The organism is Chryseobacterium sp. AC405b, from assembly GCF_979258685.1.
Window position 1 is genome coordinate 498,386 of the sequence record NZ_OZ409877.1, and the last position, 12,007, is coordinate 510,392.

Sequence of the window (12,007 nt, forward strand, 5' to 3'; positions counted from 1 at the left end):
GAGAGATAAAGAATTGGAGTTTTTATGATGAAATAGATCGTCTGTTTTATCTCTTCTTACTCTTCAAACACATCTTCATCTTTATTCTGAAAAAAAGCAAAAAAATGGGCAATTCTATATTACCCATTTTCCTTACATCAGTGATTTACACCCACTCATTTTCATAAGCTCCGGCTCCCATCTCTAATTTTCTTGCAGAAATGATGAAATTTTCCGTAAGTGGATTATCTCCCGATGCATCAAACTTCTCTTTGTGTTTTACCAGATAGGCTTCTGTGAATTTCAGTTCTTTTAACGTAGCCTCACTGTCTCTTTTGTAGAAAACCACACTGCCGTCTTTTCTCTCGAACGAATTGGTCATCCATTCGAATAAATCTGTTTCGCCGGTACTTTCTACTGTTATTTCGATTTTCCCGCCTCTGGTAATGGTAGATGGCCTTCCTGTAGCATCTGTTTCCTGGAATAAACCATAGTTCACGTTTAATACATTGTAGTTTTTTCCTGCTACTTTTAATATGGATTTAAATGACATAATTGTAAAATTTTAATTGTTGTAAATAGAATTTGTTTTTAAAAAATCTTTAACCCTAATAAACTTATAAGTGATAAGGACACGATTGAAATCAAGCAATTCAATCCCTATTTATACAATAAGATTAGTTTAACAGGATTAAAGAGTATTATTAATTATTTGCTGTATAAGGATTATACCCACTCGTTGGTGTGCTTCGCATGTCCTAACTCGATTTCTTTTGCTGAAAGAACAAAAGTTTCCGTTAATGGGTTGTCTCCCGATGCATCAAAGTTTTCAGTGTATTTTACGATATAAGCTTCTTTGAATTTAAGTTCCTTCAGCGTAGCATCACTGTCTCTTTTCACAAATCTTACAATTCCGTCTTTTCTCTCAAATGAATTGGTCATCCACTCGAAAAGATCGGTCTCGCCTGTACCTTCTACTGTAATAAAGATTTTCCCGCCTCGGGTAACAGAAGATGGTCTTCCGGTTTTGTCGGTTTCCTGTAGCATTGCGTATTCTACAGATAGTACGTTACGCTTTTTTCCTGCGTACTCTAAAATGGTTTTAAATGACATAATAAATATATTTAAAGTTTAACTTTTACTACTACCAAAAATGGAATATATTCTGATCTGTGTTTTTTCTTCATCATTTGTATTTTTTACATCAAACCAATATGGAATATATATCCTAACGATATTTAAAATAATTCTAACATTTCACCGTCTTGTAGAAATATTTATAAAACAAATGTAAAACTATTTTTCAGTCCTGCAAATAGTTTAAAATGCTTTTTATTTAATTAATCTATAGTAAATCAATTTGTTACAAATAAATATTCGCAAAATTGATGGCAAAAATTATATTCAAATTTCCACATAAACAAAAAAATAACACTTATTTATATTAATAATATACTATACCTAAATTATTCATAAAATGAATAATTCGTAATTTATTTGCATTTGTAGATAAAAATCTACAAAAATCATTTAATAATTGTTTATTTTTCAACTGCATTAGGGTTTTGCATGAATAAATCTTTATCTATTTTATCTAAATGTTGCTTTCTAAGAATATTTTTCGCATTGAATTACTTTTTTTATATAAAAACTCCGATCGTATTCCCTAGGAGTTGATTTTCGTTCTTCTTACATTATGAGAGAACGCTATAATATCTTTGACAACTTCTTCGTCATTCATTATGATTTTGAAAATCAGTTTTATAAGAAAAAGCACAGAAGCAAAACTGCTCCCATGCTTAAAAACACCAATGATGAAAATAGAAATAGAAGAATCTATTTCTGTTCGTATTCTGTATCCCACTCGTTTCCGTCATCGCCTTTATGTCCATCCATTTTAATAAGGAAGTTTTTGGCTGGGAAATACGGTTTCATGTGGATATCCAGATGAATTCTGTCTTTTTGTACAGGATCTTGTTCAAATCTTCTGATCTCAAAATTTTCAATCAGTTTTCCTGGTCCTGTAATTGCATCAAGGAAGCGAACAATTTGCCCCATAATCTCTTTTCTGGTCACTGCGGTAAAGTTTTCGAAAGCTCTCCTGTTCAGGAAATCCATCAATACTTTGGTTACATAATCGAACACTCTTACCACAGAATAGGTTTGAAGTCCCAGATTATCTCCATTGAATAACGTTTTTCCTGAGAATGCCATTACTTTTCCGTATTCGTTGACCATTGGGACTAATCCTAGGTTTTCAAGATTCGCAATTTCACTTTTCTTCAAATCAAATCTCACCCCATCTACTTCATTTATTCCTCCAAATTTTTTACCCGCAGTAACTTGTGACATCAATGTTTTGTAGACCTTTCCTGCTAAAGCTCCGGATGGGGGAATGAATAAATCGTCCGCTTCATTGATTTCTTCAAAACGTCCTCTCCCAACAAGCCAGTTACAAGTCATCAATACATTGGATCTGTAGATTTCTCCACCGGTAAGGTAAGCCTGATCAAACATTTCCATTACATCATCCGGCTCGTCTAAATGTTCAAAATCGGTTACCAGCATTACTTTATTTTCATGAGCAATTTTTGCCCATTTTTCAACTACTTTATTGGAGCCTAAATAACCGGGAATTACCAGTAATCCGTAGTTATTTTTCAAATCTAACCGGTCATAATTATCAGAAAGTTCTGAATGAATGGTATCAATAAAACGCGTATTATCTAAATCTTTTAGCTGCTCCAGATTAGCATTGACAACAGTAATATTTTTTACTTTATCCGATTCGGTATTTTTGTAGAACATAGCAACCGTTCTGTAGTTAGCTTCCAATTCTCTTGTTACCTCTACTGCTTTTGAAAGGTTTTTTGAAAGCAAATCTTCTGCAGATTTTCTTTGATCATCGCAATGTGCAACCATATCGGTTAGAGAATCGCTTTTGCTCATTACACTTGCCCAAAGTTCTAATGTTTTTTTGAGTGTTTCTCTTTCTTTTTCTTTTCCTTTTTCGGTAAGGAAAATTTTTCTTCTTGCCTTTCTGTCCGGATTGATATTCTGAACGCTTTCTATAGAGGTTTCCAACAAATCGAAACCACCATAACGTGCTAATATTTCCAATGATTTATCTAATGAAACCTGACCTCTTTTTTGTTCTAAAACGGGTGTTTCTACCTGTTGAGTTTCTTGTTGCTTTGACATACTTAATTTGTGTTTTTGGTTATTTGTTATCTTCTAATTCTTTGATTAACGATTGCAGAGTATCCTGCAATGCTTTTTTAGCATCAGGATCTTCTAAGGCTGCTTTAAGAATTTTGTTGGTTTTCAATTGCCTTACAATTTTCTGGTACTGGTCTTTTTCGGTTTCCAATCCTGTAAGAAAATTGCTTTGCCCTGTAATTCCTTTGGTACCGAAATCTCCTAAATTTTTAAATTTTAGGTTTTCCATTTTAATGGCTCCTTCAGCATCCTCGAAATCTACTTTGATTTCTGGTTTGTAATGTTCAAAGACCTTTTCTACAGTCGTAAGACCTTCAACCAATTCAGGTCTTACCGGGTCTTCTGCCGTTAGTTTTTGGGCAAAAATAGTTCTGTTTTGAGGGATTTCTGCAATAGCCTCATTAACGTTTAGCGGAACTTCGTTTCCACCAATTCCTTTGTTTGATAGCATAGTATTGTGTTTTAAAAATTTATTTTTTAAATAATTTGCGCTGATCAAAGATGAATTCTATATTTTCAAAAATCTAATTATGCCCTATAAAGGTTCAAATTTTGCTGAGAATTGCAGAAGTTTCATCAATGTGTTTTTGTTTTCTTTATAAAATTAAAAAAATATTTTAAATATACAATGGTTTCCTGTATTTTATTTTTCAAATAATCGATAAGGGTATATGTTTGAAGAAGATTCTTTCAGTTTTAACAGAAAACTTTCTCTTAAATATTCCCATTCAGAAGAACTTATTTTTTCAGTCTGTTCTTCATTTTTTAAAAGGAAAATATCTATCGTTCTGCTAAAACCTCCTTTTAATGACACTTCTTTTTTTGTTCCTTTTTGTACTTCTATCCCCAATATCATACTTTTAAAATGATTCAACCCAAAAGCTTTGATGTCTGCAATAGTAACTATTCTGCCTCTGGTAAGAAGTGCATTTCGGTATTCTAAAATTTTGTCTTGAGATGACAATTTTTTTCTTCCTCCAAAAGATGCCTGAATCATTATTGCTGTTGTATTCAATACTTCACTTTCTTCCTGCGTACACACTGTTGCCGGTTTGAGATTATTGGCTTCTTCTGCAGCTGTTAACCAATAAGAAATAAAACATCGGAAGCTTGTTTCGGGATTCCCTGTTGATATAATAAGATATGGATTGCTGCTTTGTATAAAATTCTTTTCTTTGGCTGTCTGATGGAGCGATGCTACATTTTGATTGAGCTCCCGCAAGGTTTCTACAGACGAATCACCTCCCATTCCCGCAAATGCAGCGGTTTCATCTTTGATGAGTTCCAAAAGATATTGCAACAGCTCAGAAGCGTTTCTTTGGTCAAATCTGGAAACTCCACCTTTTCTAAGCAATGCCGAAACGCCTTCATTTTCAGATTCATAATTCTTAAGATCCAGGCGCTTCCCCTTCTCATCAGCAACATAATCCAAATCTAAAAAAGAATCATCTTCTACTTTTATGGGGATAATATTCATCCTGCCCTTTATTCTATGATCCGTCGTTCCGTGCTTGATATTAATAGCCGGAATACAATTGAGTGCAAAACGTACATTTTGTAAAATATCAGGAACTATGGCTTCGGAAAATTTAAATTTCAACCAGATCACATTTTTGTCTTCAGCTAATTGATGTCCCACAAAATAACGGGTAAACAATTCTTCATGTTCAGGAATATCTTTAAAATCCAGACTCCCTTTAAGAGTGAAAAAATTAGAAAAATAATATTGGTTGACATCATGATAAATATGTTCCAGATCTGAATAGTTTTTGGTGATAATATTGTCTAAATTCAGATAACTGTTTTCTACGTTATAGCCATCTTTCAAAGGATATTCTTTGCCTCCAAAAAAAACTTTTGCCTGTTTCATGTAATAAAAAAAAAGTTCTTTCTGATAGGCATTATTGATATCTACAAAAAACTGCAGATCTTCTAAACCATCGCCGTTCGGACTATGAATTCCCACCCATATTTCTCCCGAAGGAATATGCTTTTCCGACTTCCCTATTGTATCATCGTAGAAAAAACTTTCTACTTGGTTCAGTACATTTCCATAGGCAATATATTGAACTTTTCCTGTGGTCAATTTTGACTTCAGGGTCGGACTGAAAAACAAATCTTTCGTCGTAGTCTCGGTAGGATTATATACATTATGCTGTTTTTTGGTGGTTTTAAAACGGGTAAATAATGATAATTCTGCTTTGTTCTCGAGTGGATTTACCTGCAACAAGGTTCTCGCAGGAATAACTCCCGAAACTTCTTCAGGAAACATCACTTCCAACACCCTTTCTATAATTCTGGAGCGGGAACTTTCTAATTCAAACCCTAATTTTTCCAGTTCAGCGGCGCTTGCCGAAAGCAGTAAACTTACGATAGGATCGAAAGAGGTTTCAGCTTCCAATTCGTTATATCCCCACATTCTTGCGGCTCTTCTTAATATGCGGTCTTTGATACGGTCTTGATTCATACGATAGTTGTCAGTTGATAATTAGCTTCTTGGTTTTAACCGTCTAATACGAAAGTGGTCCTACAAAGAAGGAATTACTGAACATAAACGGTCGGTTGGTTTCCAAAACAATTCCTTGTACCGAAATAGAAACCTTTTTTTTCATTCTTTTTTTTCCCAATGTTCCCAGGTTATAATCATTAATCGTCACGTTTACATTTTCTAATCTGATTCTCCTTTCGTAGGTCGTAACTGATTTTTTGAGTGTTTCTGCTATAAATTCTTTCAGACTGTTGTCACTTTTCATAATATCAAAGTCCATTTCCCAAATTTCAGAACCATAGGTCTCATCAAATTTACATTCTCCAAATGAGGTGGTGGCAAGCAAAAAAATATGCTGATGGATAGATGTTTCTAACGATATTTTTTCTGCATCTTTTTTTTCGGTCAAACTTTCAAAATTGAAAGGTATTTTGTAATAAACTCCTTGCATCGCTGTGTTTTTGGTTGTGGGTTGATGATTCTTCTTTCTTTACCTTTATTTTTCTTTATAAATAAATCACTTTCTTGATATGCCCTTTGTCATCATATTCAAAATTTTTAGGGATTTTTTTGCGTTTGATAATGTGCAGTTCTACTTTTGGGGTCAGTTTCAAAAATTTCTCACGATATAAAATATCGCCAATAAAACTCTTCCCCTGATCTTCGTCTGCAACTACAAAATATTGAGAGATTTCTTTTGGAAGCTTAAATTCATTTAAATCTCCTGCATACAGCAAAACGCTTTTTTCGTTACTTGAAAGTTCATAAGTAAGTACGTCTTGTGACAATTTTCGATATCGGGAAATGTCAAATTTCTCCAAATATTCTATTTGCGGTTCAAAAGGAATGTTTTCATATAAAAAAGAAGTTGAATCAAAACGTTTGAACCCGAAAAACGAAAGAAAACTTTTCTTGGTTTTAGAATTCACGAAACTCAAAGTATCTCTGGTAATCTTATAGGCATTGGTTTCGCCGGTTTTATCATCTGTTACCGTTAATTTATAGGTAGGAACTTCCAGCTCCCGATCATTAATTTTAAGCGAAATCTTTCCTGCTTCGTGATTAGAAATCACCAAAGTAATGGTATGCTTTTTCAATGCAGAATCAGTACGGACGATGACCTCATCCTGAGAACCATTCTGTGGCTCTTTTTCTTTGGATATTCCTAAATTCAGGTTAAGTTCCGGAAGTGGGCTCATTTTTATTCTGATTGTTGTTGGTTGGCTGTGGGTCTTGATTCTTTTCTCTTTTATCTTTTTTGAGCTTCACTTCATCAGATTTTTTTATCTTATACTGAACTAGGCAATCTAACGATTGCTGAATATTCGCATTTTGTACCGTATTTACGTACATCTCAAAATTCTTCTTGTAAGTATAAATCTTGATTTGCGTAACTTCGTTCTGTAAGAATTTTTCGATTTCCTTTTTATTGAGCTGTTTAGCAAAAAAAGATTCACAATTAATCGGATATTCATTTTTTAAGGTGATTACTTCTCCTGATTTAAATTGAATATCCACATTTTTTTCTTTTTTGATGCAGATATTATCTTCAAGAATTCGCAAATACAAATACAATTTGTTTTTCCTTTTACCAAACTGCACAGTAACATACACAAATTCTTCATTGTTTACTCTCAACTCTATGGGTTGGGTGCTCGCAAAAAAAAGCTTATCCAGGCGTTGCTTATTTTGAGTGATACCGCAGTCAAAACGTACAAACTCTGCAGAATCTGCAGGCGTGCTTTGAGCATTGAAAAAAGATACCCAAAACAGAAAATTGAAAAACAAAAAATTATGGAGTTTCATACGTATATTATTGAGCCTGATACAATTGTCTGCAAACCTCTAAATCGGTTTTCATTTTGTCATACTCTGCTTTCAGAGTTTTGTTGATGGTACTTAAACTATCCATTAAAGCCTGATTTCCCGAAAGCTGCTTGATTTGTTTTTTAGCATCAATCAAATCCTTATAGGTCATAATGGTATTATTGTACATATTTTTGTTTTTCAAGGTATCTTTCGGCAACTGCTTGTACATATCTGCCAAAATAGAAAGCGACAGTTTTTCATTAAAAAAATCATTTTGTTTTGGCATTCCCATAGAATCTACCGCTGCTTTTACTTTTTCCAGCTGAAATGAAAATTTATCCTGAATCTCCATTTCTTTTTGCATTTTGACATTTTCTTTCTTTAACAAACTATTTTCCTTAAACGGGAAATAAGCATTGAAAAATACCGCCGAAACTAAAACAGCGACAGTAATAACGAAAAATAACACGAAGAACCAATAGGCTTTGTTTCGTTGTTTTTGATTAAGAACTTCCATATAGTGTTTTTAATTTTAATAATAATTGATGAGTAATAAATGACAGTTGATGAGTGATTTTCATTCATCAATATCATTGATAGATTAGTCTGCCAAAAATGTCCGGCTACGTTTGGCATGAATAACGGATTCCTTATCGTCTGTATTTTCAGAGACAAAGATGCTTCCGTCTCGTTTTTTACCAATGTAATCTAATCTGCTTAAGATAGAGAATAAGTCTTCCACCGTTTTCATAAACCTTGTAATTTTCGCGATCACGATATCCATTTGGTTATGGTTGTAATCGGCATTGATGGTCTCTGAGAAAATCACTTCAAAATCTCCCTGACTTACATTGCACCATTCGGCAAAATAATTGAGTAATTCTTCTTTTCCTGCTCCTGAACGTGCATCAATAAAATTCTTTAAAACCCTCGCAAAAGCAACAACCGATAATAACATATTTGCTGGCGGAGTATGCGGTGACATCCATCGGAGTCTGTTGATTTCCGTTCCCAGATAATTCAAGGCTTTATCGGTCATCCTTTCCATCATCATCGCCAAATCAGTGGATTGCTTTTTAGAATGAATTTTTTGGGCAATCTGCACCGAATACAATTCAATTTGCCCGTAAAAACGGTCGATTTCGGTATATAATTCCTGTAATTTTTGATGACTGGAAACACTGATGCTCGGCGGAATGTAGTTATCATCAATTTTTGATTCTCCTGCATTGACCAATATTTTTCCTATGGTCAAATAACTGTCTCCAAAACCTATTGTGTTTTTAAGCTCATCCTCCGGAATTAGATTAAGTGAATATTCTGGATGGGTATAAGGATAACGTGGTGGATTTTCTTCCGGATCCGGCTCTCCATAAGGTGTTCTTTTAAAATGGTTAACCGAAATACAGGCGAGTAAAACAGCACTTTCATTTTCTTTGAGTTCACGGACAGCTTCAGGATATGGAATAGACAAACTTAAACTTTCTGACTTTTCGATGTCAATTCTTGAACCATTGGGCGTAATGGCGTGACATTCTTCTACTTTTATTCTTAGTAGTTTGTGATTGTCTATAATAAGATTCATTTTTATAGGCTCATCTACCGGTAATAATCCGTAATTCATCATTGAAGTATGAATTCCCACCGAATCACGAATAGAATCGCTTACAAAATTCTGCACTTCTAAAAAGTGGCTTTTATTGATTTTCATCCCGTCGATCCAGTTTACCGGGAAATGGTTTAGTTTTTCTATCATTTGTTTATGGTTTTAATCGTTTTTTACTCGTTCATTATCCTTCTCCTGATCGTACTCAAAATCTGTTTTTCGTTCAGGGATGCTTTTTCTTAATACTTGGTCGGTTCTCATACAGAAAATGACGCTGTTTTCTTCGATACCGTTCATATAAAGCGTCAGTTTAGGATCGATGTATTTGGTGGGCTCGTACCATTTGGGCTGCAGGAAAAATATCCATTCGAATAATCCGTTTTCGTCTTCAACTTGTATTTTTTCCCCCGGATGCCTTTCGTTATAATCAATTACAAAATTGTAAAACAATCTTCCAAAATCTATTCTCGTAGGCCCCTTTCCTCGATACACACTATATTTGGTGGCATTTTTATCTTTATCCATTAAAAAAGTGAAAACGACTAAGTCTCTCATTTCTTCATCACTTACTCCGGCTGCTTCTTTATAGTTTTCAGGAAACTGCCATGTAACATATATTTTTGGAGGAATTGTCATGGCACGATTAAAGGTATCATTAAGAAATGTTGGAATAAAAAATACAATGAAATGCCCCAACATGAGATAGGTGAGTTCGGTTCCGTTTAGAAATGAATAAATGAGCATAAAAGGGACTGCTGAAAAGAATACGGCAAGCAAGGCAAACAAATATTCCATTCCTGATTTTTTGAATCCGAATTTATCAAAATAGGCTCTGTAAGCGTAACAGTGAATAATTCCGATACTCAGTGAACAGATTTGGTAAAAAACAAATTCATACAAATGATGGTCTGAAAATAACTTGTTGTAACCTAATAATGAAATGATAGCATATACAAATGCCATTGAAAACAAATAAATATAAAATTTTAATTTGTATTTCTTCTTAAACTCAGCGGTTTTTTGGGAAAAAATCATAGAAAGGATGACGCATACTGCAATAACAACAATAAGTGTTATCAGCAGTTGCGGATCGAATAAATTGGAAAAATATTTTTTTATCTTGCTCATATACACGTGTTATATCCTAATATAGGTTCGGTTTGGTTATCAAATTCAAATTTTTGTTTTTCTTTGGGAAGCAAAACAATTGTTTTTATTTCCACTTCTATAGGAAAGAAATGCTCATAAAACATTTCTATAAATTTTTTCTTGTTTCCTTCATGGATAAATTCAGTGAATGCAGCATTTTTTAAAGGCCCTATTCTAATGTCCAGATGTTTAGAGTAATCATCATAACTGTTTCCGGTAATAAAATCTAATCCCAACCGGCTTTCTCCTAATAAAATCCCCTGGTCTTCATCAGAATATTCTTGATATTCCCGATCGGTTACCTTTACCTCTTCTTCCAATAAAACGGAAAGAATATGCGCCACTAAAGGGATGTCTCCTACAATTTTGTACGCAAAAGGCAATAGTTTGATGAATTTAGAAACCAGCAATGGCGGAAAATCCCTGCTTATATTCCAAAAATCATAAAACATTTCGGGAGCCTGGCTTCCGTTAAGCTCATGTAAAAATGTACTTTCAAACGTTTCAATTTCTACCCCATATCTGAAAAACTCATTCTCAAAAGGTTGAAAAAAGACTCTTGCTGCTTTTTGCTGTTTTTTTCGGGCATTGTATTCCTTAATCATGGTATCTACCCCTTTATCAGGAACATCATTTTTTGTGTAGTGGGTGATGCTCTCGGGAAGCATATCGTAAATACTGTCTCTGGAAAGAATGAGTTTTAGCAACTGCTTGCTGTCATAATCAAAATCAATTATCTCAGCATTCAAAATATCAAAGCGATAAGCACGATTAAATTGACCGTCTTTTTGAATAACATATTGGTCAGAATCAATGTCACCCGCTCTTAATAGGTCGCTGACAATTACTTCCGCTTTTACATCATGATGAAAAGTAGTAATAAGTTCTGAAATGTACTGCAAACGCTCCATAGTTACTCCTTTCCCTTTATTCTTCCTGCTGCAACATATCTCAACTGAAAATATTCATCATTAAAGTTGTAAATATTCAATCCATTATTGGTACAAGCAAGGATGCGATCGTTATGAAGATAAATTCCTACATCTGAAATAGGATGAAATTTATCATATCTGAAGAACAGAATATCTCCTTCTTTCAAAAAAGTACGTCCCGTAAATAATTGTAAAGATTTGGAACGGAAAATGCCATCGGGAGTTTTCGGAAAAGTTTCCTTGTAAATATCACTGTATAGAGCCTGAACAAAATAAGATGCTTCTACACCCACTTGTTTTTCCAGCATCTGCTGTTGGTAGGGTGTGCCAATCCATTCATCCAAGTAGGAGTACAATTTATAATCCCTAATTTCTTTAGGCATGACTTCCAGAATGATAGAGTATTTTTCTTTTATCCTAAGGGTATCATCACTTAAACCTTGCGGATTATCATCAACCGTAGAATATCCGGAAGAAGCTTTCTCTTTTTCCTTAGATTTGGTATTGGCAAAATCATCCGATGAGTATTGGTAAGGTATTTCGTAAATATACTTTTTACTGTTACAGGAACTCAAAATAATTCCCATAAAAAGAATAAGAAGTAACCGATTTCTTTTTTTATTCATCTGTCTATACATTTTATAGTTCAGATGTCACGCCTATCATCCTAGTTTTTATTTAAAATCATGGTATGTAGTCGTTTCATCATTTTTTGTTAGTGTTTTAACAAATATATTAATTTTCTCAATTGAAAAGCACATTTTAATAAAAAAAAGTTGTAAGAAATTAAAATGCTGAATATATTTGTATGAATACAAATACATG

Annotated in this window: 13 protein-coding genes; all 13 read right to left on the reverse strand. The window is 33.8% G+C overall.

The genetic code is table 11. From position 1 onward, the window contains the following. Positions 1-145 precede the first annotated feature (145 nt). Positions 146-532 (reverse strand): type VI secretion system tube protein TssD, encoded by a 387-nt coding sequence (gene tssD, locus ACZZZA_RS02435; protein WP_463429630.1) that lies wholly within the window; start codon positions 530-532, stop codon positions 146-148. A 173-nt stretch (positions 533-705) separates the two neighbouring features. Continuing rightward, a complete protein-coding gene (gene tssD, locus ACZZZA_RS02440; protein ID WP_463429631.1) occupies positions 706-1,092 on the reverse strand; it encodes a type VI secretion system tube protein TssD in 387 nt (128 codons plus the stop codon). 723 nt (positions 1,093-1,815) lie between these two features. Further along, entirely contained in the window at positions 1,816-3,180 is a 1,365-nt protein-coding gene (locus ACZZZA_RS02445; protein WP_463429632.1) for a DUF5458 family protein, read from the reverse strand. 19 nt (positions 3,181-3,199) lie between these two features. Further along, positions 3,200-3,649: a hypothetical protein gene (locus tag ACZZZA_RS02450; protein ID WP_463429633.1), complete on the reverse strand. Its 450-nt coding sequence runs from the start codon at positions 3,647-3,649 to the stop codon at positions 3,200-3,202. A gap of 192 nt (positions 3,650-3,841) precedes the next feature. Then, positions 3,842-5,665 (reverse strand): type VI secretion system baseplate subunit TssF, encoded by a 1,824-nt coding sequence (locus ACZZZA_RS02455; protein ID WP_463429634.1) that lies wholly within the window; start codon positions 5,663-5,665, stop codon positions 3,842-3,844. Between the two features lie 43 nt (positions 5,666-5,708). After that, positions 5,709-6,137, reverse strand: coding sequence for a GPW/gp25 family protein (locus ACZZZA_RS02460; RefSeq protein WP_463429635.1), 429 nt, complete (start codon positions 6,135-6,137; stop codon positions 5,709-5,711). Between the two features lie 55 nt (positions 6,138-6,192). Continuing rightward, on the reverse strand, positions 6,193-6,885 hold the full coding sequence (locus ACZZZA_RS02465) for a hypothetical protein (RefSeq protein ID WP_463429636.1): 693 nt from the start codon (positions 6,883-6,885) through the stop codon (positions 6,193-6,195). Next, positions 6,863-7,492: a hypothetical protein gene (locus ACZZZA_RS02470; protein WP_463429637.1), complete on the reverse strand. Its 630-nt coding sequence runs from the start codon at positions 7,490-7,492 to the stop codon at positions 6,863-6,865. Before ACZZZA_RS02470 ends, ACZZZA_RS02465 begins: the two co-directional genes overlap by 23 nt. Before the next feature lie 7 nt (positions 7,493-7,499). Continuing rightward, the gene (gene tssO, locus ACZZZA_RS02475) at positions 7,500-8,012 is read right to left on the reverse strand and encodes a type VI secretion system TssO (protein ID WP_463429638.1); all 513 of its coding nucleotides are present in this window, start codon (positions 8,010-8,012) and stop codon (positions 7,500-7,502) included. A gap of 84 nt (positions 8,013-8,096) precedes the next feature. Continuing rightward, positions 8,097-9,251 (reverse strand): hypothetical protein, encoded by a 1,155-nt coding sequence (locus ACZZZA_RS02480; protein ID WP_463429639.1) that lies wholly within the window; start codon positions 9,249-9,251, stop codon positions 8,097-8,099. Positions 9,252-9,263: 12 nt separating this feature from the next. Continuing rightward, a complete protein-coding gene (locus ACZZZA_RS02485) occupies positions 9,264-10,229 on the reverse strand; it encodes a TssN family type VI secretion system protein (RefSeq protein WP_463429640.1) in 966 nt (321 codons plus the stop codon). Then, the gene (locus tag ACZZZA_RS02490) at positions 10,226-11,161 is read right to left on the reverse strand and encodes a type VI secretion system baseplate subunit TssG (protein ID WP_463429641.1); all 936 of its coding nucleotides are present in this window, start codon (positions 11,159-11,161) and stop codon (positions 10,226-10,228) included. The genes ACZZZA_RS02485 and ACZZZA_RS02490 overlap by 4 nt, the downstream gene beginning before the upstream one ends. A gap of 2 nt (positions 11,162-11,163) precedes the next feature. Further along, positions 11,164-11,808 (reverse strand): NlpC/P60 family protein, encoded by a 645-nt coding sequence (locus tag ACZZZA_RS02495; protein WP_463429642.1) that lies wholly within the window; start codon positions 11,806-11,808, stop codon positions 11,164-11,166. Positions 11,809-12,007: the final 199 nt, after the last annotated feature.

Coding starts and splice junctions, on each gene's coding strand:
- tssD (WP_463429630.1), bottom strand. CDS start 532: ATGTCATTTAAATCCATATTAAAAGTAGCAGGAAAAAACTACAATGTA.
- tssD (WP_463429631.1), bottom strand. CDS start 1,092: ATGTCATTTAAAACCATTTTAGAGTACGCAGGAAAAAAGCGTAACGTA.
- ACZZZA_RS02445 (WP_463429632.1), bottom strand. CDS start 3,180: ATGTCAAAGCAACAAGAAACTCAACAGGTAGAAACACCCGTTTTAGAA.
- ACZZZA_RS02450 (WP_463429633.1), bottom strand. CDS start 3,649: ATGCTATCAAACAAAGGAATTGGTGGAAACGAAGTTCCGCTAAACGTT.
- ACZZZA_RS02455 (WP_463429634.1), bottom strand. CDS start 5,665: ATGAATCAAGACCGTATCAAAGACCGCATATTAAGAAGAGCCGCAAGA.
- ACZZZA_RS02460 (WP_463429635.1), bottom strand. CDS start 6,137: ATGCAAGGAGTTTATTACAAAATACCTTTCAATTTTGAAAGTTTGACC.
- ACZZZA_RS02465 (WP_463429636.1), bottom strand. CDS start 6,885: ATGAGCCCACTTCCGGAACTTAACCTGAATTTAGGAATATCCAAAGAA.
- ACZZZA_RS02470 (WP_463429637.1), bottom strand. CDS start 7,492: ATGAAACTCCATAATTTTTTGTTTTTCAATTTTCTGTTTTGGGTATCT.
- tssO (WP_463429638.1), bottom strand. CDS start 8,012: ATGGAAGTTCTTAATCAAAAACAACGAAACAAAGCCTATTGGTTCTTC.
- ACZZZA_RS02480 (WP_463429639.1), bottom strand. CDS start 9,251: ATGATAGAAAAACTAAACCATTTCCCGGTAAACTGGATCGACGGGATG.
- ACZZZA_RS02485 (WP_463429640.1), bottom strand. CDS start 10,229: ATGAGCAAGATAAAAAAATATTTTTCCAATTTATTCGATCCGCAACTG.
- ACZZZA_RS02490 (WP_463429641.1), bottom strand. CDS start 11,161: ATGGAGCGTTTGCAGTACATTTCAGAACTTATTACTACTTTTCATCAT.
- ACZZZA_RS02495 (WP_463429642.1), bottom strand. CDS start 11,808: ATGAATAAAAAAAGAAATCGGTTACTTCTTATTCTTTTTATGGGAATT.